General features: G+C 66.8%; 20 protein-coding genes. 17 read left to right on the top strand and 3 right to left on the bottom strand.

Annotated elements, in window-relative coordinates; translation table 11 throughout:
• Positions 1-6: 6 nt before the first annotated feature.
• Complete coding sequence (locus EV641_RS02385) at positions 7-528, top strand: gamma carbonic anhydrase family protein (protein ID WP_132470608.1); 522 nt, start codon at positions 7-9, stop codon at positions 526-528.
• A gap of 62 nt (positions 529-590) precedes the next feature.
• A complete protein-coding gene (locus tag EV641_RS02380) occupies positions 591-1,289 on the top strand; it encodes a uracil-DNA glycosylase (RefSeq protein ID WP_132470606.1) in 699 nt (232 codons plus the stop codon).
• Positions 1,290-1,314: 25 nt separating this feature from the next.
• Here the strand turns inward: EV641_RS02380 and EV641_RS02375 are convergent, their stop codons facing one another.
• Together EV641_RS02375 and rpmB are read right to left on the bottom strand one after the other, a co-directional pair.
• Positions 1,315-2,115 carry an enoyl-CoA hydratase-related protein gene (locus tag EV641_RS02375; protein ID WP_054720031.1) on the bottom strand — a complete coding sequence of 267 codons (801 nt, stop codon included), beginning with the start codon at positions 2,113-2,115 and terminating at the stop codon, positions 1,315-1,317.
• An 88-nt stretch (positions 2,116-2,203) separates the two neighbouring features.
• Complete coding sequence (rpmB, locus tag EV641_RS02370; protein WP_054720034.1) at positions 2,204-2,395, bottom strand: 50S ribosomal protein L28; 192 nt, start codon at positions 2,393-2,395, stop codon at positions 2,204-2,206.
• Positions 2,396-2,587: 192 nt separating this feature from the next.
• On the opposite strand from rpmB, the gene EV641_RS02365 reads away from it, so the two are divergent.
• Positions 2,588-4,249 carry a DAK2 domain-containing protein gene (locus EV641_RS02365; protein WP_132470783.1) on the top strand — a complete coding sequence of 554 codons (1,662 nt, stop codon included), beginning with the start codon at positions 2,588-2,590 and terminating at the stop codon, positions 4,247-4,249.
• Between the two features lie 44 nt (positions 4,250-4,293).
• Complete coding sequence (gene recG / locus EV641_RS02360) at positions 4,294-6,600, top strand: ATP-dependent DNA helicase RecG (protein WP_132470604.1); 2,307 nt, start codon at positions 4,294-4,296, stop codon at positions 6,598-6,600.
• A 16-nt stretch (positions 6,601-6,616) separates the two neighbouring features.
• On the opposite strand, the gene EV641_RS02355 is transcribed toward recG, so the two are convergent.
• A complete protein-coding gene (locus EV641_RS02355) occupies positions 6,617-6,802 on the bottom strand; it encodes a hypothetical protein (protein WP_054717699.1) in 186 nt (61 codons plus the stop codon).
• A 209-nt stretch (positions 6,803-7,011) separates the two neighbouring features.
• Here EV641_RS02355 and EV641_RS02350 point away from each other — a divergent pair, with 209 nt between their 5' ends.
• The 13 genes from EV641_RS02350 (at position 7,012) to EV641_RS02290 (ending at position 22,459) form a co-directional block, all read left to right on the top strand.
• The gene (locus tag EV641_RS02350) at positions 7,012-10,413 is read left to right on the top strand and encodes a pyruvate carboxylase (protein WP_132470602.1); all 3,402 of its coding nucleotides are present in this window, start codon (positions 7,012-7,014) and stop codon (positions 10,411-10,413) included.
• A complete protein-coding gene (gene rsmD, locus EV641_RS02345) occupies positions 10,410-10,976 on the top strand; it encodes a 16S rRNA (guanine(966)-N(2))-methyltransferase RsmD (RefSeq protein WP_132470600.1) in 567 nt (188 codons plus the stop codon). Before EV641_RS02350 ends, rsmD begins: the two co-directional genes overlap by 4 nt.
• Positions 10,973-11,464, top strand: coding sequence for a pantetheine-phosphate adenylyltransferase (coaD, locus tag EV641_RS02340; protein WP_132470598.1), 492 nt, complete (start codon positions 10,973-10,975; stop codon positions 11,462-11,464). Before rsmD ends, coaD begins: the two co-directional genes overlap by 4 nt.
• 128 nt (positions 11,465-11,592) lie before the next feature.
• Positions 11,593-12,351: a DivIVA domain-containing protein gene (locus EV641_RS02335; protein WP_132470596.1), complete on the top strand. Its 759-nt coding sequence runs from the start codon at positions 11,593-11,595 to the stop codon at positions 12,349-12,351.
• A 162-nt stretch (positions 12,352-12,513) separates the two neighbouring features.
• Positions 12,514-13,077 carry a YceD family protein gene (locus EV641_RS02330; protein WP_132470782.1) on the top strand — a complete coding sequence of 188 codons (564 nt, stop codon included), beginning with the start codon at positions 12,514-12,516 and terminating at the stop codon, positions 13,075-13,077.
• 2 nt (positions 13,078-13,079) lie between these two features.
• Positions 13,080-13,262, top strand: coding sequence for a 50S ribosomal protein L32 (gene rpmF, locus EV641_RS02325; RefSeq protein ID WP_006551208.1), 183 nt, complete (start codon positions 13,080-13,082; stop codon positions 13,260-13,262).
• Between the two features lie 11 nt (positions 13,263-13,273).
• Positions 13,274-14,038: a ribonuclease III gene (rnc, locus tag EV641_RS02320; protein ID WP_132470594.1), complete on the top strand. Its 765-nt coding sequence runs from the start codon at positions 13,274-13,276 to the stop codon at positions 14,036-14,038.
• A 7-nt stretch (positions 14,039-14,045) separates the two neighbouring features.
• A complete protein-coding gene (mutM, locus tag EV641_RS02315; protein WP_132470592.1) occupies positions 14,046-14,927 on the top strand; it encodes a bifunctional DNA-formamidopyrimidine glycosylase/DNA-(apurinic or apyrimidinic site) lyase in 882 nt (293 codons plus the stop codon).
• Positions 14,928-14,996: 69 nt separating this feature from the next.
• A complete protein-coding gene (locus EV641_RS02310; RefSeq protein ID WP_132470590.1) occupies positions 14,997-15,434 on the top strand; it encodes an OsmC family protein in 438 nt (145 codons plus the stop codon).
• A 42-nt stretch (positions 15,435-15,476) separates the two neighbouring features.
• On the top strand, positions 15,477-15,737 hold the full coding sequence (locus EV641_RS02305) for an acylphosphatase (protein WP_132470781.1): 261 nt from the start codon (positions 15,477-15,479) through the stop codon (positions 15,735-15,737).
• Between the two features lie 22 nt (positions 15,738-15,759).
• Complete coding sequence (gene smc, locus EV641_RS02300; RefSeq protein ID WP_132470588.1) at positions 15,760-19,386, top strand: chromosome segregation protein SMC; 3,627 nt, start codon at positions 15,760-15,762, stop codon at positions 19,384-19,386.
• Positions 19,387-19,398: 12 nt separating this feature from the next.
• Entirely contained in the window at positions 19,399-20,940 is a 1,542-nt protein-coding gene (gene ftsY / locus EV641_RS02295) for a signal recognition particle-docking protein FtsY (protein WP_132470586.1), read from the top strand.
• 211 nt (positions 20,941-21,151) lie between these two features.
• Positions 21,152-22,459, top strand: a complete 1,308-nt coding sequence (locus tag EV641_RS02290; RefSeq protein ID WP_132470585.1) for an ammonium transporter — start codon at positions 21,152-21,154, stop codon at positions 22,457-22,459.
• Positions 22,460-22,465 lie beyond the last annotated feature (6 nt).

Raw genomic sequence — 22,465 nt, 5'->3', positions numbered from 1 at the left:
TTTCCGATGGCTGTTTACGCTCTCGGCGACCGCACGCCCGACATCCACTCCACCGCCTATGTGCACCCCGACGCGGTGGTCATCGGCAACGTCACCCTCGGTGCTCACGCCTCGGTGTGGCCGACCGCGGTGCTGAGGGCCGACTACGGCCGGATCGTCGTCGGTGAAGAGACCAACATCCAGGACGGCACCATCATCCACTGCACCGCGATCGACGATACGATCCTCGGCGCACGGTGTGTGGTCGGGCACAACACCCACATCGAGGGCGCCACGATCGGCGACGGTGCTCTGATCGGGTCGGGTTCGCTCGTGCTCAACGGATCGACGATCGGGGAGGGCGCGCAGGTTGCGGCCGGTGCCCTGATCCCGCCGCGCTTCGAGCTTCCGGCACGGCGGATGGCTATGGGGATCCCCGCGAAGATCCGTGAAGGATTCGAGTTGCCCGAGGGCCACTTCGACGCGAACGCGAAGATGTATGCCGCGAACGCCGACTATTACCGCACGGACCTGCGTCGTATCGACTGATCGGGTCTCGATCTATCCACCAGAACCGTATCGACAGAAGACCGACCGGAGGAGTTTCCGACGTGAGCGAGCAGACGACCGAGCGGTCACCGAAGCCTCTGTCCGAGATCGTCGACCCTGGCTGGGCGGAGGCTCTCGCACCCGTCGCCGACGACATCACTGCGATGGGCGCGTTCCTCAGGGCGGAGATCGCAGGCGGGCGCAGGTACCTACCCGCAGGCGAGAACGTCCTTCGTGCGTTCACCCACCCGTTCGACCGCGTGCGGGTGCTGATCGTCGGCCAGGACCCGTACCCCACGCCCGGCCACGCGGTCGGGCTGAGTTTCTCCGTGGCACCGGACGTGCGGCCCATTCCGCGTAGTCTCGCCAACATCTACCGCGAGTACGGCGACGACCTGGGACTGCCCCAGCCCACCAACGGCGATCTCACTCCCTGGTCGGAACAGGGCGTGCTGTTGCTGAACAGGGTGCTCACCGTGCAACCGGGGGAGCCGGCATCGCATCGGCGTAAAGGGTGGGAGGGCGTCACCGAACAGGCGATTCGAGCGCTCGTCGCGCGGGGAACGCCGCTCGTCGCGATTCTGTGGGGCCGCGACGCAGCCACCCTGCGCCCGATGCTCGGCGACATCCCGACCGTCGAGTCTGCGCACCCGTCGCCGCTGTCGGCGTCGCGCGGATTCTTCGGATCGAAACCCTTCAGCCGCGCGAACGCGTTGCTGGTGGAGCAGGGTGGCGAGCCGGTGGACTGGCGTCTGCCCTAGCACGTCGCCCAGCGGCTCGCGGCGATCACTGCTGGTCGGCGTTGGCGCCTAGCGACCAGTCGGGGCGGCGTTTCTCGACGAACGAGTTCACACCTTCGATGCCGGTGGGGGTGGTCGATGCGGCAGAGATCGATGCGGCCTCGGCGTCCATCTGTTCGGACAGCGACCGATGCACGGAGTCGTTCACCAGACGGTGGATGCCCGCGTAGGCCGCGGTCGGGCCGTGCGCCAGGGTGCGTGCGATCCTCAGGGCCTCGCCCTGGATCTCGTCGTCGCCGACGATCCGGCTGAGCAGCCCGAGCCTGACACCTTCCTCGGCGCTGATCACAGCGTCGGTGAGGATGAGTTCGCGCGCACGGGCGAGCCCCACGACGCGCGGCAGAGTCCACGACATGCCGCCGTCCGGGGTGAACCCGATCGACGGGTAGGCGGCCCGCAGCTTCGTTCCAGGACCTGCGAACGCGATGTCTGCGTGCAGCACGATACTCATGCCCGCGCCTGCCGCCCAGCCGTGCACCGCGGCGACGACAGGAACTGCGATGGCGTCGAGTGCGCGAACGAAGTCGTGGAACAGGTTCGCGATGTCGAACAGGTGGGCGCTGCGGTCTTCCGCCGCGGCGAAGCCGCGGACGTTTCCACCCGCGCAGAAGTTCGCGCCCTCGCCGACGAGGAGGACTGCACCGATCTCGGGGCCGGCCGAACGCAGGGCGTCGATGCCCTGTCGCATGCCTTCGGGGGACAACGACGTGCCGTGTTCGGCGGTGGCCACGGCGATCCGCAGCACACCGTCCTCCACGCGTACGAGGGACTGTAGGTTATCGGTCACCGTCGCACCATATCGGTATCGGTTACCGAACGATCAAGGCCCCCGGTGCATTACGCACCGAGGGCCTTGATCCACATCTCGACCGGGATCAGCCGCGAGCAACCTTTCCTGCCTTCAGGCAGGAGGTGCACACGTTCATCTTGCGGGTGTTGCCCGGTGCAACCTGAGCGCGGACGCTCTGGATGTTCGGGTTCCAGCGACGGTTGGTACGCCGGTGCGAGTGCGAGACCGACTTCCCGAAGCCGGGGCCCTTGGCGCATACGTCGCAGACGGCAGCCATGTCGCGAACTCCTTGTGTCTAGTGGATATCTTCTGTCTGTGCATGCTTCAGACACGGGGATCGTCGTCACCCGTGTCAGGCAACCGGACCAGCTTAGCGAACCGGACTGCGTAAGACCAAACCGGACGCGAGAACGCGGCGCAGCTAGGATTTCCACGAGTGTACGAGGGCGCAGGAACAGGGGGTGATCGGGTGCTCGAAGTCGGTGAGGGCGTCGACGGTCGAGCGTTGCGCCGGTGGGTCGATCTCGGTCTGACGACCCTCGAGGAACGCCGCCACGAGATCAACACCCTCAATGTCTTCCCGGTTCCGGATGGCGATACCGGCACCAACCTGCTCGCCACCTTGCGCGCCGCCGCCGACGAACTCGGCGGACCCGTCGACGGTGCACTCACGGTGGGTGCGGTCGCCGAGGCACTCGCACGCGGTGCGTTCGTCGGAGCACGCGGCAACTCCGGGGTGATCCTTGCGCAGGGACTGCGCGGTGTCGCGGACTCGATCGCGGGTCTGAGCACCGTCGACGGCCGCGACTTCGCTCGCGCTCTGGACAGGGCGGCCACGACCGTGACGGGCGCATTGAGCACCCCCGCGGAGGGCACTGTCGTCACCGTACTGCGCGCCGCTGCGGACGGAGCAGGACTCGCTGCCGCCGAGACGACGTCGTTGAAGGTCGCGGTCGGGGCTGCCGCCGACGCCGCGGCGACCGCCCTCGAGGTCACACCGGAACAGCTCGAGGTTCTTGCAGCGGCCGGAGTCGTCGACGCCGGCGGTCTCGGCCTGCTGATCCTGCTCGACTGCCTGGTCGAAATCGTGTCGGGACATCGCCCCGACCGTCACCTACGACTCACCAGCACTCCGGTCCCCGACACCGGTGGTCAGAGCGTCCCGGATCACAACGCTGCCGAACACGACGTCGAGTCGCAGGACTACGAGGTCATGTACATCGTCGACGGGTCCGATCGCGCGCGGATCGCGGAGCTCCGGGCCCGGCTCGACGAACTGGGCGACTCGGTTGCGATCGTGGGGGACGGCTCTGCAGGATGGTCGGTCCACGTGCACTGCTGCGACGCCGGTGCTGCGATCGAGGCGGGAATCGCGGCGGGCAGGCTGCGCCGCATCGCGATCACCTGCTTCACGCTGGAAGCAGGCCGTGTCGAGCAGTGCGTCACGAGTGCCCCGGGTGCTTCGGCGTCCGCCTCCGGCCGAGCGGTCCTCGCAATCGTCTCGGGTGCCGGCGCCGAGGGATTGTTCGACGCCGAGGGCGCTACCGTCCTCACTGCAGAGACAGCCGTCGACCCCCGTCTGCTGCTCGACGCGATCCGCTCGTTGCCGAGCACGGACGTCCTCGTCCTTCCCAACGGGTGGGTGTCCGAGCAGGACGTCGTTGCAGTGGGTGCGCAGGCCAGAGATGGCCACCGCGAGGTGATGTTCCTACCGTGTTCCTCGATGGTCCAGGGATTGGCGTCCCTTGCGGTGCACGACGCGGGACGCGCGACCGTCGACGACGCGTTCGCGATGTCGGAAGCGGCGGCCGCGACCCGCTGGGGATCGTTGCGGTACGCGACCGAACGTGCCTTGACCTGGGTCGGGACGTGCGAACCGGGCGACAGTCTCGGGCTCGCAGGTCGAGATGTCGTAGTCATCGAGCATGATCTTGTGGCAGCGGGTGTGTCGCTGCTCGACAAGATCCTCGCTGCGGGCGGTGAGCTCGTGACGATGCTGGTCGGCGACGGCGCCCCCGACGGTCTCGCCGAACAACTGACCCGCCACCTCGACGACCGCCACCCCGAACTCGAGGTTGTGGTGTACCAGGGGGGCCAGCGCAGCGACCTGCTGCAGCTCGGCGTCGAGTAGCCGGTGACCTCGGACGGTCACCGCACGGAACGGAAGGGACGGCAGTGGCGACACTCGCGGACCGCCTCGATCATCTCCTCGGCCGGAAGACCGCCGACAAGCTGTCCGAAGCGTTCGGGATGACCACCGTGGAAGACCTGCTGCGGCACTACCCGCACCGCTACGCCACCCAGGGCGCCGAACTCGGCGACACCCAACCGGCCGAGGGCGAGCACGTGACGATCATCGCTCGCGTGGAGAAGGCCGACGAGGTGCGGATGAAGAGCCGACCCGGCACGCGGCTGGCCGTGGTGCTGGTGTCCGACCGCCACAAGATCGACGTCACCTTCTTCAATCCGCACAAGGTGAAATACAACATCAAGCCCGGTGTGCGCGGCATGTTCTCGGGCACCGTGAAGTACTTCCGCGACAAGTGGAGCCTGGCGCATCCGAGTTATGTGATCCTGCCCGAACCGCGCGACCCGGAGGTCGGCGGTGCCGCACCCGCACCGGTACGTGTCCGCGGAGCCGGTGCGTTGGCGGGGTTGGCGCGCAGCGCCCAAGGCAGCGATGGCATCGACATGTCGATCTTCGATCGCGCCCTGATCCCGATGTACCCGGCCACCCGCGACGTGGAGTCGTGGACCGTGATGCGATGTGTCCGGCAGGTCCTCGATCAGCTCGACTCCGTCGACGACCCCCTCCCGGACGGGGTGCGCAGCGAACATTCCCTGATCGGACTCGACGCAGCCTTGCGGACCATTCACATGCCCGATTCCAAGGACGACGTCACCCGCGCGCGGGAACGGTTGCGGTTCGACGAGGCTGCCGCGGTGCAGCTGGTGATGGCGCGTCGGCGCCACGACGTCGAGGTACGCAGCGCACCGAAGTGTCCGCGCCGGGCCGATGCGCTCGCTGACGAGTTCGATCGCAGGTTGCCGTTCGAGCTGACCGAGGGACAGCTGTCTGTGGCGGAGGAGATCTCCGCGGATCTGTCGCAGCAGCACCCGATGAACCGATTGCTGCAGGGCGAGGTGGGTTCCGGCAAGACGATCGTGGCGTTGCGCGCGATGCTGCAGGTGATCGATGCCGGTCACCAGTGCGCGCTGCTCGCACCCACCGAGGTCCTCGCAGCCCAGCATGCACGCTCACTCACCGCCATGCTCGGTGACCTCGCCGCCGCTGGTGAACTCGGCGCCCACGACCTCGCCACCCGCATCACGCTCCTGACCGGATCGATGAAGACAGCGCAGAAGCGGCAGGCACTGAACGAGGCGATGACCGGCGACGCGGGCATCATGATCGGCACCCACGCCCTGATCGAGGACAATGTCAGCTTCTTCGATCTCGGATTGGTCGTGATCGATGAGCAACACAGGTTCGGTGTGGAGCAACGCGACAAGTTGCGTTCCCGCGGGCGCGACGGGGCGGCCCCACACGTGCTGGTGATGACCGCGACGCCGATCCCGCGCACCATCGCGATGACGGTGCTCGGCGATCTCGAGGTGTCGACGCTGCGTCAGCTACCGAAGGGGCGTTCCCCGATCGTCAGCCGTGTCGTCGCAGCGAAAGCCCATCCGACGTGGGTCGAGCGGGCGTGGGAACGCATTCGTGAGGAGGTGGCGGAAGGTCGCCAGGCGTACGTCGTGTGTTCGCGGATCGGTGACGGAGAGGCCGACGACGACGCTGCTTTCGACCCCGCAGCCTTCGAGCTTCTCGACGAGTCCGCCACCGGGAAGAAGGGAAAGCAGAAGCCGCCCGACACGAAATCGGTCCTGCAACAGTTCGACGAACTGGCCTCCGGTCCGCTGGCCGATCTGCGTGTCGGGTTGCTGCACGGGCGGCTTCCCGGCGACGAGAAGGACGCCGTGATGCGCGACTTCGGGGCGGGCGACATCGACGTACTGGTGTGCACCACGGTCGTCGAGGTCGGAGTCGACGTACCGAATGCGACGGTGATGGTGATCGTCGATGCCGACCGGTTCGGTGTCAGTCAGCTCCATCAGCTTCGTGGCCGAGTCGGCCGAGGTGGCCATCAGGGGCTGTGCCTGCTCATCACCGACACCAGGCCTGGTAGCCCGACGATGACCAGGTTGGAGGCGGTCGCCGGCACGGCCGACGGATTCGAACTCGCCCAACTCGACCTGCAGCTGCGTCGTGAAGGCGACGTGCTCGGTGTCGCTCAGTCCGGAACGGTGTCGACTCTGCGTCTGCTGTCGCTCGTCGACGACGTCGAGGTGATCGCCGCTGCACAGCGCTTCGCCCGGGAGATCACGGAGAAAGACCCGGAACTGAAGCAGCATCCGGGACTCGCGAGCATGATGGACGCCGCGCTCGACACCAGGAAAGCCGAATACCTCGAGAAATCGTGATCGAGGGCGGTTGTGGTCAGTCGCGCAGTGTGTAGGTCAGGACGGCGTTGCCATGGCCGATGACGACATCTGTCACCTCGTCCAGCGATTCGGTCATCAACTCGCCCTCTTCGGGGCCGAAGGCGTCGAGCTGGAACTTGTCGGGTGACTCGACAACGCAGTTGACGGAGCTGAACAGATGCGCGGTGGTCCTGCGGGCCATGTGCGTTGTCCTTCGAGAAAATTCACCGGTGCAGGTTTTCGAGCGCGACCGGCTCCCCGGCGCGGTGTTACGGCCTTGCGACCGCGCAGGTTTCGTGTGTGTTACCTGGTGGACGACTGCATCGTTACAGTCCCGGAGGAACACAGCAGCGTCTCGAGATGTGGAATCCCGGGGAAGGAAGTGCTGTTGGGGCGCGGTACCGTCGTGCAATGTTCTCCAAAGTGCTTGTCGCCAACCGAGGCGAGATCGCAATCCGCGCGTTTCGTGCTGCCTACGAACTGGGTGCAGAAACGGTTGCGGTGTTTCCGTACGAAGACCGCAAGTCCCTGCATCGTCTGAAGGCCGACGAGGCCTACCAGATCGGTGAAGAAGGTCACCCGGTTCGGGCGTACCTGTCGGTGGACGAGATCGTGAATGCAGCCTCGTCGGTGGGTGCCGACGCCATCTACCCCGGTTACGGCTTCCTGTCGGAGAATCCGGATCTCGCCGCGGCGTGCGATCGTGCGGGCATCACGTTCGTCGGTCCGTCGACCGAGATCCTGGAGCTGACCGGAAACAAAGCACGCGCGATCGCGGCTGCGAAGGCAGCAGGTCTGCCGGTGCTGGCATCGTCGGAGCCGTCTGCCGACATCGACGCGCTCATCGCGGCGTCGGAGAAGATGACTTTCCCGGTGTTCGTCAAGGCCGTCGCAGGTGGCGGTGGTCGCGGTATGCGACGAGTCGCCGAGCCCGCGCAGCTGCGCGAGTCCATCGAGGCGGCATCCCGCGAGGCCGATGCGGCATTCGGTGATCCGACGGTCTTCCTCGAACAGGCAGTGGTCAACCCTCGTCACATCGAGGTGCAGATCCTCGCCGACAAGCACGGCAACGTCGTCCACCTGTACGAGCGGGACTGCTCGGTGCAGCGTCGACACCAGAAGGTCATCGAGCTTGCTCCGGCCCCGAACCTGGACCCTGAACTCCGCGACCGGATCTGTGCGGACGCTGTCGCGTTCGCCGAGCAGATCGGCTACCAGTGTGCGGGAACGGTCGAGTTCCTCCTCGACGAGCGTGGCAAGCACGTGTTCATCGAGATGAACCCGCGCATCCAGGTCGAGCACACGGTGACCGAGGAGATCACCGATGTGGACCTGGTGCAGGCGCAGCTGCGGATCGCGTCGGGTGAATCCTTGGCCGATCTGGGCTTGAGCCAGGACACGATCCGCATCCACGGTGCGGCTCTGCAGTGCCGTATCACCACGGAGGATCCGGCCAACGGCTTCCGCCCGGACACCGGCCGGATCACCGGCTACCGCACCCCCGGTGGTGCGGGTATCCGCCTCGACGGTGGTACTTCGGTCGGCGCAGAGATCTCGGCGCACTTCGACTCGATGCTGGTCAAACTCACGTGCCGCGGCCGTGACCTCGAAGCGGCTGTCGCCCGTGCCCGTCGTGCGGTGACCGAGTTCCGTATTCGCGGTGTGTCTACGAACATACCGTTCCTGCAGGCCGTGCTCGACGACGAGGATTTCCGTGCGGGCCGGGTGACCACGTCGTTCATCGAGGAACGCCCGCACCTGCTGACGCTGCGACGCTCGGCCGACCGCGGCACGAAGATCCTCGAGTACCTCGCCGATGTCACCGTCAACAAGCCGCACGGTGAGCGGGTTGCGACGGTGTATCCGCACGACAAGCTTCCTGCGATCGACCTGTCGGCACCCCCGGCTCCCGGGTCGCGGCAGCGTCTGCTCGAACTCGGACCAGAGGGCTTCGCGCGGGCACTGCGTGAGCAGAAAAGCGTCGGTGTCACCGACACGACGTTCCGCGACGCGCACCAGTCGCTGCTCGCGACGCGCGTGCGTAGCAAGGATCTGCTCACGGTGGCCGGTCACGTCGCCCGCATGACACCGGAACTGCTGTCGATCGAGGCGTGGGGCGGCGCGACCTACGATGTGGCACTGCGTTTCCTGCACGAGGACCCGTGGGAGCGGCTCGCGGCGCTCCGCGAGGCGATCCCGAACATCAACCTGCAGATGCTGCTGCGAGGCCGCAACACCGTCGGATACACCCCGTACCCGGAAGCCGTGACCCGCGCGTTCGTGCAGGAGGCCGCCGACACCGGCATCGATATCTTCCGCATCTTCGACGCGCTCAACAATGTCGATCAGATGCGTCCGGCGATCGACGCGGTCCGCGAGACGGGAACCACGCTCGCCGAGGTGGCTCTCTCCTACACGGGCGACCTGTCGAACCCGAACGAGACGCTCTACACGCTCGACTACTATCTGAAGCTGGCCGAGCAGATCGTCGATGCCGGTGCGCACATCATCGCGATCAAGGACATGGCAGGTCTGCTCCGCGCGCCCGCCGCGGCCACCTTGGTCAAGGCGCTGCGCAGCAACTTCGATCTCCCGGTGCACGTACACACGCACGACACCCCCGGTGGCCAGCTCGCGACTTACGTCGCGGCATGGCACGCGGGAGCCGACGCCGTCGACGGTGCATCGGCGGCGCTCGCGGGTACCACCAGCCAGCCGGCGCTGTCGGCGATCGTCGCGGCAGCTGCGCACAGCGAATTCGACACCGGTCTGGACCTGCAGGCAGTGTGCGATCTCGAGCCGTACTGGGAGGCCCTGCGCCGCGTGTACGCGCCGTTCGAGTCGGGTCTGCCCGCGCCGACCGGTCGTGTCTACACGCACGAGATTCCGGGCGGACAGCTGTCGAACCTCCGACAGCAGGCGATCGCGCTCGGCCTCGGCGACCGGTTCGAGGACGTCGAGGCCGCCTACGCCGGCGCGGATCGACTGCTGGGCCGGTTGATCAAGGTGACGCCGTCGTCGAAGGTGGTCGGTGACCTCGCCCTGCACCTGGTCGGTGCGGGCGTGTCGGTCGACGAGTTCGCCGCAGACCCCGGAAAGTTCGACATCCCGGATTCGGTCATCGGGTTCCTACGCGGCGACCTCGGGACGCCGGCCGGTGGCTGGCCGGAGCCGTTCCGGTCCAAGGCACTCTCCGGCCGCAAGGATCCGAAGCCCGAGACGCCGCTGACCGCCGACGAGGAGAAGGGCCTGGCCGGGTCGTCTCTCGAGCGACGTCAGACCCTCAACCGGTTGTTGTTCCCCGGCCCTGCCCGCGAATTCGAGCAGCATCGTGAGCAGTACGGCGACACCAGCGAGCTGTCGGCGAACCAGTTCTTCTACGGGCTGCGGCACGGCGAGGAGCACCGGGTCCGGCTCGGCAAGGGCGTCGAGCTGCTCATCGGCCTCGAGGCGATCTCCGATGCGGACGAGCGTGGTTTCCGTACCGTGATGTGCCTGCTCAACGGCCAGCTCCGCCCTGTGTCGGTGCGTGACCGGTCGATCGCGAGCGAAGTTCCGGCTGCGGAGAAGGCGGACCGCAACGATCCGGGGCATGTCGCGGCTCCGTTCGCGGGCACGGTCACACTCGTCGTGTCCGAGGGCGACAAGGTCGCTGCCGGCGACACGGTGGCCACGATCGAGGCGATGAAGATGGAAGCGGCGATCACCGCGCCTCGCGGCGGACTGATCACGCGTATCGCCGCCGGTCCGGTACAGCAGGTCGAAGGCGGAGATCTGCTCGTGGTGGTGGCGACGGAGGACAGCGCCGAGTGACACGTATTGTCGCTGGTCGAGCTGGGGGGCGGCGCCTTGCGGTGCCGCCCCGCGGTACTCGCCCGACATCCGAGCGGGTCCGAGAGGCACTGTTCAGTTCGCTCGATGCACGGATCGATCTCGACGGGGCCATCGTGCTGGACCTCTATGCCGGGTCCGGCGCGCTCGGCCTCGAAGCACTGTCCCGGGGGGCCTCGCACGCGATGCTCGTCGAATCGGATGCGAAAGCGTCCGCGGTGATCCGCGACAACATCTCCTCCGTCGGACTGACCGGTGCGGTGCTTCGCTCCGCGCCGGTCGCCGCAGTCCTCGCTGGGGGTGCAGACCGCGAATACGACGTGGTCTTCGCGGATCCTCCGTACGCGATCGCGGAGAACGCGGTGTCGGATGTGCTCACTGCGCTCCTCGAGCACGGTTGGGTGGGGGAGGACTCGATCGTGGTCCTCGAACGCTCCACCCGAGCACCGGAAACCGCGTGGCCCACCGGCTTCGGCGTCGATCGGGTCCGTAAGTACGGTGAGACGCGCGTGGAGATCGCGGCCTGTTACGGTGCTGACTCATGAGCCGCGCGGTATGCCCAGGATCCTTCGACCCGGTCACCAACGGACACCTCGATGTCATCGCCCGTACTGCGGTGCAATTCGACGAGGTCGTGGTCACCGTCGTGATCAACCCCAACAAGCAGGGGATGTTCACGGTGCCCGAACGCCTCGAGATGCTCGCTGATGCCACCGCGCATCTCGGCAACGTGCGCGTCGATTCGTGGCAGGGCCTGCTGGTCGAGTACGCGACCGCCAACGGGATCTCCGCGATCGTCAAGGGGCTGCGCGGCGCCAACGACTTCGACTACGAGCTGCAGATGGCGCAGATGAACCACAAGCTCACGGGCGTCGACACCCTGTTCGTGGCCACGAACCCCGTGTACAGCTACCTGTCGAGTTCGCTCGTCAAGGAGGTCGCCACCTACGGCGGCGATGTCTCCGACATGCTGCCCGAGGCCGTGCACAAGCGGCTCCTCGCGCGTCTCGCCGAACGGGCCGCCGACAAGTAACTCCCCTCACACCACCGAACCGTGATCCGACACACCGGCGCGTGGACCGGAACCGGAGCCCGAGCTGCGGCAGACTGGACACGGCGCGGTCGCACCGGCCGGGTCGACGGATCAGGATTGGGGTTGGCGTGTACCGGGTATTCGAGGCACTCGACGAACTTGTCGCGATCACCGAAGAGGCACGAAGCGTTCCCATGACGGCGAGCTGCGTGGTCCCGCGCGGCGATGTGCTCGAACTTCTCGACGACGTGAGGGACGCTCTTCCCGCCGAACTGGACGACGCTCAGGACGTTCTCGATCACCGCGACAAGCTGGTCGGCGACGCACGGGCCCTGGCGGACAAAACGGTCGGTGACGCAGACGACGAAGCGCGCACACTGATCGAGGACGCCCGAGCCGACGCCGACCGCATGCTGTCCGATGCGAAGGCGCAGGCAGATCGCATGGTGGCGGAAGCGCGCGCACATGCGGACGAGCTGGTCGCCGATGCGCAGGCGGAGGCAGACGGACTCATCGCCGACGGCAAACGGCAGTACGACGCCGTCACCGGTCGGGCTCGGTCCGAGGCGGATCGCATGATCGAGGCCGGCAAGGCCGCGTACGACAGATCGGTCGCCGACGGCGAGGCCGAGCAGGCACGGCTGGTGTCTCAGACCGAGGTCGTGCAGTCAGCGCACGCGGAGTCGGCGCGCGTCATCGATGGTGCCCATGCCGAATCCGATCGGCTGCGCACGGAGTGCGACGAGTACGTCGACGGCAAGCTTGCCGAGTTCGAGGAAGTCCTCGACACCACTTTGCGTTCGGTCGGTCGTGGTCGTCAGCAGTTGAGGACTTCGGGCAGGCCCGACTATGCCGAGGCGGACCATCGTGCAGGGTGGCGTCGGTGAACCGTCGAGTGTGGTGAAGCACTGTTTTTTCGTAAATCGTAGGGTCATCGCGTATCATAGAGCGGTTGCCCAGTGAATTCGCACTGTCTTCTATTCGAAAGTGAGATCGACGTGTCTACCCACCGCTCCGGTACGCGGCATCCCGAACGGGAAGCCGGTCTTGTGCTGGATACGCTCTCGCTGGGGCGTCGTCCCGGGTCGATGCGTACGGTGCAGCGGCACATCGCGTCTCCGTCGCGCATCGGACTCGAGATGATCGCGATCCGTGAAGGCGGCGACATCGACCTCGACCTTCGGTTGGAGTCGGTGTCGGAGGGTGTTCTGGTGACCGGTACAGTTCGTGCCGACACCGTCGGTGAATGCTCTCGATGCCTCGAGCCGTTCACGGGCGAGGTGAGTTTGTACCTCACCGAGCTGTTCGCCTACCCGAACAGTGTGACCGACCAGACCACGCAGGAAGACGAGGTCTATCGGATCGAAGACGATCTGATAGATCTCGAGCCTGCGATCGTCGACGCGGTCGGATTGGAACTTCCGCTACGTCCGTTGTGCACCGACGACTGCGCGGGACTGTGCGCGGAATGTGGCATTCGCCTGGCGATTGCGGAATCCGGGCACGGACATGAAATACTGGATCCTCGCTGGGCTGGGTTGGCAGCCGCGTTCGGCGCAGGCTCCGAAGAATCCAGCAGTGCATCCGACAGCAAGAACAACGAGGAGAAGTAGACGTGGCCGTCCCCAAGCGCAGAATGTCGCGTTCCAACACCCGGTCGCGGCGCAGCCAGTGGAACACCACTGCGCCGACGCTCGTTACCTGCCCGAACCGCGGCTGCGGTGAGAAGAAGCTGCCGCATGTGGCGTGCCCGTCGTGTGGTACCTACAACGGCCGTCAGGTGACCGCGCCCGTCTGATCGGTACATACGTGACGACCAAGTCGATCGATACCGCACCCGAGGGCGGCGAGGGAGAACATGCGTCTCTCCTCGCCGCCCTCGGTGTCCCGGTGGCCCCTGACCTGCTGACCCTGGCATTGACTCACCGCTCGTACGCGTACGAGAAGGGCGGGCTGCCGACCAACGAACGACTCGAGTTCCTCGGCGATGCCGTGCTGGGTCTGTCCGTGACCGAATACCTGTATCTGACCCACCCGGACAAACCCGAAGGTGAACTCGCGAAGATCCGCGCGAGCGTGGTCAACATGCACGCGCTCGCCGAAGTGGCGCGCGGGCTCGGTGACGGCGGACTGGGCGTTCACCTCCTGCTCGGCAAAGGCGAGGAGATGACCGGCGGTCGCGACAAGGCGAGCATCCTCGCCGACGGAATGGAGTCGTTGCTCGGAGCGGTCCACCTGCAGCACGGCATCGAGGTCGCCCGCGAGGTGGTCCTGCGTCTGTTCGCCGAACTGCTCGACCGTGGCCCACGTCTGGGCGCCGGCTTGGATTGGAAGACCAGCCTGCAGGAACTCACGGCCGAACGCGGGGCCGGTGTTCCCGTCTACGAGATCACCGCGACCGGTCCCGACCACGACAAGGAATTCACTGCCACCGCTCTCGTGGCAGGAAAGCCGTACGGGGTCGGCGTGGGACGGACGAAGAAGGAAGCCGAGCAGAAGGCCGCCTCCACCGCGTGGCAGCTGTTGTCGGGCGAGGCCGGCGAGAACTCCGATACCTCGACCGGGACGAACTGACTCTGCTGTGCCCGAACTCCCCGAGGTCGAAGTCGTTCGACGTGGGCTCACCACCCACGTCCTGGGCGCCACCATGGAGTCCGTCGAGGTCCTGCACCCGAGGGCGGCGCGGCGCCACGAACCCGGACCGCGTGATCTCGCACTGCAGTTGACCGGACAGACCGTCTCCGCCGTCGAACGACGTGGAAAATACCTCTGGCTCGTCCTCGAACCGACTGACCTGGCGGTAGTCGTGCACCTCGGGATGAGCGGTCAGATGTTGGTGCAGCCGCCCACGGTTGCGGACGAGAAGCACCTGCGGATCCGCGCGGTGCTCGACAGCGGAGCCGACCTGCGTTTCGTCGACCAGCGCACTTTCGGAGGTTGGGCACTCGCACCGCTCGTCGAGGTCGATGGTGATCGATTGCCGATGCCCGTCGCGCACATCGCGCGGGATCCGATGGACCCGCGATTCGATCCATCCGCGGTGGTGAAGGTCTTGCGCAGCAAGCACACCGAGATCAAACGCGCATTGCTCGACCAGACCATCGTCTCCGGTATCGGCAACATCTACGCGGACGAAGCGCTGTGGCGTGCGCAGATCCACGGCAACCGGCCGACCGACAAACTGACCGGCCCGAAACTGCGTGCTGTGCTCTCTGCCGCCCACGACGTGATGGCTGAAGCGCTCGATCAGGGTGGCACGTCGTTCGATGCGCTGTACGTGAACGTCAACGGAGAGTCCGGCTATTTCGAGCGCTCCTTGAACGCGTACGGCCAGGAAGACAGGCCGTGCCGGCGGTGCGGCGCACCGATCCGGCGCGAGAAATTCATGAACCGCTCGTCCTTTTCGTGTCCGCGCTGCCAGCCCAGGCCGTGGAGCCTCAGCGGAGCGAATACCAGGGCGTGAGACCGTCCTGTGCTCGGTGTGGGCCCCGTCCTGCGCCCAGTGTCGGCACAGCATGGCAGGATTTCCTGCATGGCTGACCAGAACTCCGCGACCACACCCACCGAACTGTGGGTCGAGCGCACCGGCACCCGCCGTTACACCGGCCGCAGCTCACGCGGCGCCGAGGTGCTCATCGGCTCCGAGAGCGTCGACGGTGTCTTCACCCCAGGCGAGCTGCTGAAGATCGCCCTTGCCGCGTGTTCCGGTATGAGTTCCGATTTCCCCCTGTCACGGCGGCTCGGCGACGACTACGACGCGACGATCAAGGTGTCCGGCGCAGCCGACCGCGAGAACGAGGTCTACCCGCACCTCGAAGAAGAACTGATCCTCGACCTCTCCGAACTCGACGCCGAAGCCCAACAGCGACTAGTCGCGCTTGTCGAGCGATCCGTCGACAAGGTCTGCACCGTCGGCCGCACGCTGAAGGCCGGCACGAAGGTGTCGTTGACCATCACCGCAGACGTCTAGAGGAGCACTGTGGCACCGGAACATCCCGACGACACCGAACGCATGACGGCCTGGGTGCACGGCAGGGTCAAGGGTGTCGGCTTCCGCTGGTTCACTCGTGCCCGAGCGCTCGAACTCGGACTCGTAGGCCACGCCACCAACCATGCGGACGGTCGGGTTCTCGTCATCGCCGAGGGCCCGCGTCACGCCCTCGAAATGCTGCTCGACTGGCTGCGATCCGACCTGACACCGGGGGAGGTGCGACTCGTGGTCGAGAGTTGGGAACCGGCACGCGGCGACCTCACCGGATTCGTCGAGCGCTGACGTCCCGGTAAGGTTTTTCCTCATGCATCTCAAGAGTCTGACACTGAAGGGCTTCAAGTCCTTCGCTTCGTCGACGACTCTGCGCTTCGAGCCCGGCATCACCTGTGTCGTCGGACCCAACGGCTCGGGTAAGTCCAATGTGGTAGATGCCCTCACCTGGGTGATGGGGGAACAAGGCGCCAAAGCGCTTCGCGGCGGGAAGATGCAGGACGTCATCTTCGCGGGCACTGCGGGACGCCCGCCGCTCGGTCGCGCCGAGGTGACACTGACGATCGACAATTCGGACGGCGCCCTTCCGATCGAGTACTCGGAGGTGTCCGTTACGCGGCGCATGTTCCGCGACGGCGCCGGCGAGTACGAGATCAACGGCAACTCGTGCCGCCTGATGGATGTGCAGGAACTTCTCTCCGACTCCGGTATCGGCCGTGAAATGCACGTGATCGTCGGGCAGGGGCGTCTGGCTGCGATCCTCGAATCTCGCCCGGAAGACCGGCGGGCATTCATCGAAGAGGCCGCCGGGGTGCTCAAGCACCGCCGTCGCAAGGAGAAGGCGGTCCGCAAGCTCGATTCGATGCAGGCCAATCTCGCTCGGCTGACCGACCTCACTGCCGAACTGCGCCGCCAGCTCAAACCACTCGGACGACAGGCCGAGGTCGCGCGCCGCGCCCAGACTGTGCAGGCCGACCTTCGTGATGCGCGGCTTCGCCTGGCTGCCGACGACCTCGTGACCCGTCGCGCCGAGTTCGTGGGCCAGGACGAGCAGGAACAAGTCCTGCGCGAGCGCCTCGACCACGTCAATGTGATGCTCGACGAGGCCACCGCCGACCTCGCCCGCCACGAACAGGCCCTTGCTCAACTCACCCCGAGCGCCGAAGCGGCCTCCCAGACCTGGTTCCGGCTCTCGGCCCTCGCCGAACGCGTGTCCGCGACTGTGCGAATCGCGCAGGAACGCGCCCGCCACCTCGATGCAGAACCCGAGGTCCGCGCCGGGCAGGATCCAGACGAGATGGAAGCACGCGCCGACCGGATCGCCGCCGAAGAAGCCGAACTGATCGAGGCCGTCGAGATCGCGCACGGCACCCTCGAAGCGGCGAAGGAACAACTCATCGCGCAAGAGGAACACGCGGCAGCGGCCGAACGGGCGCACATGGCGGCGGTCCGCGCCATCGCCGACCGCCGCGAGGGACTCGCCCGCCTCACCGGCCAGGTCGACACCGTCCGGACCCGCACGGACTCGATCGACGGCGAGATCACGCGACTCACTGTTGCGATCGAGGAGGCCCGTCGCCGCGGAGTCGACGCGCAGGCAGAGTTCGAAACCGCGCAGGGCCGCATCGACGATCTCGATGCGGGGGAGATCGACGCAGACGCCCAACACGAACGAGCCGTCGAGGCGGCCCGCATCGCCGACGAACGCGTCGAGGAACTCCAGAACGCCGAACGCACTGCGGGTAAGGAGGTCGCTTCGCTCGGCGCTCGCATCGAGGCCCTGTCGATGGGACTCGAGCGTAAGGACGGTGCTGCATGGCTGCTCGAGCACCACGCCGACTCGGGTGTGCTGGGTCCGCTCGCAGACCGTCTGCGTGTCGAACCCGGTTTCGAGGCGGCAGTCGCCGCCGCACTCGGACCCGCCTCCGACGCCCTCACTGTCACGTCGGTGGCCGCAGCGAATTCGCTGGCCACCGCTCTCGCCGACGCCGACCAGGGCAGGGTTGCGTTCCTCGCGGTCGGGGCCGAGGCGCCCGACGAGTCCGGGTCGCTGCCCGCGGACGCTCGGTGGGTTCGCGACGTGGTCGTATGCCCCGATGAACTGCGCGGAGGACTCGATGCCATCCTCGCCGGAATCGTTGTGGTCGACGACCTCGCGGCCGCTGCGACGGTGTGCTCGCAGCGACCGGATCTGCGTGCGGTCACCCGCCGCGGTGACCTCACCGGCTCCGGATGGGTCGTCGGAGGCTCCGATCGTGCGCCGAGCACGCTCGAGATCCAAGCGGCGATCGATTCCTCGCGGGAGGGGCTCGAGGCAGCGGAGCGCCGCTCGGAAGAACTTGCCGCAGCGCTGACCGGTGCCGCCGAGGAGCAGAAGGCACGCGCCGAATACGCCGAGCAGACACTCGCGGCCCTCAACGAATCCGACGCGGCGATGTCGGCGGTCTACGAACAGCTCGGACGTCTCGGCCAGGCCGCTCGCAACGCGCACGCCGAATCCGAACGTCTCGTCACGCAGCGTGCAGCAGCGGAGAAAGAACGCGATGCGGCCCGGGAGAAGCTCGTAGAACTCGAGGAGCGTTTGCGGCTCGCGGAGGGCGAGCAGGAGGGCACCGGCGACAGCGCCGGCACCGAATCGACCGCCGCCGAGCGTGAGATGGCCGCGGCAGCTCTCGCCGAGGTGCGTGCCGTCGAGATGGAGTCCAGGCTCGCCGCGCGTACTGCGGAAGAACGCGCCGAATCGCTACGCGGCAAGGCCGACTCGCTACGCCGCGCCGCACAGGCCGAACGTGAAGCCCGCGCACGCGCCGAGCGAGCGCGCGCGACCCGTCGGCAGGCTGCTGCGGTGGCCGCGGCGGTCGCTGCGGCCGGTGCCCGCGTGACCGGGGAACTCGAGACCGCGGTCGCCACCGCGCACGCGCATCGGGAGGAACTGACCCGCCGCCGCACCGAATGTGCCGAGCAACTCGACCGGGCCAAGGAACTCGTGCGCGAGTTCTCCACCCAGCGCGACCAGCTCACCGACGCCGTGCACCGCGACGAGGTGGCGCGGGCGCAGGCCGCGCTGCGCATCGAACAGCTCGAGCAGACAATTCTCGAGCAGTTCAGCATCGCACTCGACGACCTCGTTGCCGAGTACGGCCCGGACGTCCCGCTCCCGCCGACCGATCTCGAAATCGCCGAGTACGAGCAGGCACGCGAACGCGGCGAACAGGTGGTCGCCCCGCAGCCGCAGCCCTACGATCGCGCGACGCAGGAACGCCGCGCGAAGCGTGCCCAGAAGGATCTCTCGACGCTCGGCAAGGTCAACCCGCTCGCTCTCGAGGAGTTCGCCGCTCTCGAGGAGCGGTACAACTTCCTCGCGACGCAACTCGAGGACGTCAAGAACGCCCGCAAGGATCTGCTGGCCGTGGTCGACGAGGTCGACGCGCGGATCCTGCAGGTGTTCACCGAGGCCTACGCCGACGTCGAGCGCGAATTCGAGCAGGTGTTCGCAAAGTTGTTCCCCGGCGGTGAAGGTCGACTCGTCCTCACCGACCCGAAGGACATGCTCACGACGGGCATCGAGGTGGAAGCCCGGCCCCCGGGTAAGAAAGTCAAGCGGTTGTCGCTGCTGTCCGGAGGTGAGAAGTCACTGACCGCCGTCGCGATGCTCGTGGCGATCTTCCGCGCCCGGCCGTCCCCGTTCTACGTCATGGACGAGGTGGAGGCAGCGCTCGACGACACGAACCTGCGGAGACTGATCGGGTTGTTCGAGCAGCTGCGCGAAAAATCTCAGCTGATCGTCATCACCCACCAGAAACCGACGATGGAGGTTGCCGACGCGCTGTACGGCGTCAGCATGCGGGGTGACGGCATCACCCGTGTGATCTCCCAGCGTCTGCGCGGGCAGAATGTCACAACACCTGTCCCTGAACCGGAAGACGAGCTCCAGGCCTGACAGTATGGGTGCGTGAGTACCGGAGCTTGGATAATCATCGCGGCCGCCCTCGCGGTTGTTCTCGTCGCGCTCGTCGTGGGTCTGACGCTCTATCGGCGACGGCAGGTGTCGCTGACGGCGAAGGAGGAGACCCGGCAGCTCGACACCGCAGAAGGCAAGGATCGCTCGGGCGGTTACAAAGCGCAGAGCGGATTCAGTTTCAGTCAGGGAACGACTGCCACCGCGCCGCCGCAACCGGTCGAACGGCCTACCCCGGAACCCGCGCCGACACCGGCGCCGGAGCCTCGCACTGTGCCGTTGCCCGAGGAGGTCACCGAGGCGCCGCCCACCCCGCGGACCCCGGTGGTGCCGCCGAGCGAGCCGAAGCCTGCAGAGCCGAAACCTGCGGAGCCTGAGCCCGTCGAACCGGAGGCCGCACCCGGCCCCGCCGTCGCAGAACCTGAGCCTGCGGAGCCGGAGAGCGCGCCCGAGGTCATTACTGCGCCCGAGGTGGTCCCGGAGCCCAAGGTAGCCCCCGAGGCAGCGGAGCCCGAGGCGCCCGTCGACGCTGCACCGACGACGGCTGCTCCCGTCGAAGCCGTGCCTACCCCCGCGCCTGTCGAAACACCCGTTGCACCGGCGCTCGACGAGATCGAGCCGACCTCGGGACGACTCGTCCGCCTCCGGGGTCGGCTGGCCCGCTCGCAGAATGCTGTGGGCAAGAGCCTGCTCGGCCTGCTCGGCGGCGGCGATCTGGACGAGGATTCGTGGGAGGAGATCGAGGACACACTCCTGATCGCCGATCTCGGTTCCGCCACCACCGCGAAGATCGTGGACCGGCTGCGAGAGGAGATGGCAGCGAGCAACATCCGGTCCGAGGCCGATGCGCGCGCGGTGCTCCGCACGGTGCTCGTCGACGAACTGCGGCCCGACCTCGACCGTTCCATCCGAGCCCTGCCGCACGACAACCTCCCGTCGGTCCTGCTCATCGTCGGCGTCAACGGCACGGGTAAGACGACCACGACCGGAAAACTCGCCCGCGTTCTCGTCGCAGACGGACGTCGAGTCCTGCTCGGCGCCGCCGACACCTTCCGTGCTGCTGCGGCCGATCAGCTCCAAACCTGGGCCGAGCGTGTAGGTGCCGAGGTAGTGCGCGGCAAGGAAGCAGCCGACCCCGCAGCAGTCGCGTTCGACTCCGTCGCGAAGGGCATCGACAACGGGGTCGACGCAGTCCTCATCGACACCGCAGGTCGCCTGCACACGAAGACCGGCCTGATGGACGAGCTGGGCAAGGTCAAGCGCGTGGTCGAGAAGAAGGCCGCCGTCGACGAGGTCCTGCTGGTGCTCGACGCCACCATCGGGCAGAACGGACTCATGCAGGCCCGCGTGTTCGCCGAGGTCGTCGACATCACCGGCGTGGTACTGACGAAGCTGGACGGCACCGCAAAGGGCGGAATCGTCTTCCAGGTGCAACACGAGCTGGGCGTTCCGGTCAAGCTCGTCGGCCTGGGTGAGGGTGCGGACGACCTCGCTCCTTTCGAACCGGGTGCGTTCGTCGACGCGCTGCTGGGCTGACACCTTCCATCTTTCGACTCGAGGCCGCTTCCGCTACGGCGGGGCGGCCTCGTCGCTTCCCGATGCGGGCTCCGCCGTGAAACATGAACGAAACACCGTCCCTCCACGCGTTCACGCCGTCGAAACAGGACGGCGCTTCTGCTGAAACATCTCCGCAGGAAGCTTTCCCCAACGACGCGCTCATCGGCGCGGACAACTGGGAGGTGTGCAAGTGGAGGAAGTGGTGAACACCGGCGACGCCGCATGGATGCTCATGGCGGCATCGCTCGTGCTGCTGATGACACCGGGTCTGGCGTTCTTCTACGGCGGCATGTCACGCGCCAAGTCGGTCCTGAACATGATGATGATGTCGTTCGGCGCGATGGCGCTGATCGGCGTGATCTATGTGCTGTGGGGCTGGTCGATGTCGTACGGCTCCGAGAGCATCGGCGGTATCTTCGCGAACCCGTTCGAGATGTTCGGTCTGCAGGGCGCCATCTACGACGACGAAGGTGGATTCCTGCCGGGCCTGGGCAACTACCCGCAGGTCATCGATATCGGGTTCCAGGTCACCTTCGCGATCATCACCACCGCGCTCATCAGCGGCGCACTTGCCGAGCGCGTGAAGTTCGGCACGTGGATGGTGTTCGTCGGAGTCTGGGTGACCCTCGCATACTTCCCGCTCGCCCACATGGTGTGGGGCGGCGGCCTGCTCTCCGGCTCCGAGGACAGCATCGCTGCAATGCTCTTCGGCACCGTCGACGACGGTGAAGGCGGACTCACCGCTGCAGTCCACCCGATCGACTTCGCAGGCGGCACGGTGGTCCACATCAACGCCGGTATTGCCGCGCTGGTACTCGCACTCATCGTCGGCAAGCGCACTGGCTTCGGTAAGACCGCGTTCCGCCCGCACAATCTCCCGTTCGTGATGCTCGGCGCCGCGCTTCTGTGGTTCGGCTGGTTCGGGTTCAACGGTGGATCCGCGTTCGCTGCCGACGGTGTTGCCGGCCTCGCCTGGCTCAACACCACCGTGGCCACCGCCGCCGCAATCCTCGGCTGGCTCGCGACCGAGCGTGTCCGGGACGGCAAGGCCACCAGCCTCGGCGCCGCATCGGGTGCCGTCGCCGGTCTGGTCGCCATCACGCCCGCTGCCGGTTCCCTCAGCCCCGTCGGATCCATCGTCCTCGGTGTTGTCGCAGGCATCCTCTCGGCCCTCGCAGTCGGCCTGAAGTACAAGTTCGGCTACGACGACTCGCTCGATGTCGTGGGCGTGCACCTCGTGTCCGGTCTGTGGGGCACGGTCGCCATCGGCCTACTCGGCACCGAGACCGGCCTGTTCTACGGAGGCGACTACAAGCAACTCGTCATCCAGATCGTGATCGCCCTGGTCGCCCTGGTGTTCACTGCCATCGTCACCGCCGTGATCGCCCTCGCTCTGCGGCCCCTGGGTTGGCGCATCTCGCCCGAGGACGAAGCTCGCGGAATCGACGAGACCGAGCACGCGGAATCCGCATACGACTTCGCCACTGCACTGAAGTGATACTTC

This window comes from Rhodococcus sp. SMB37, assembly GCF_004345605.1.
Taxonomy (GTDB): domain Bacteria; phylum Actinomycetota; class Actinomycetes; order Mycobacteriales; family Mycobacteriaceae; genus Rhodococcus.
This window is presented reverse-complemented; position numbering and strand designations above follow the sequence as displayed.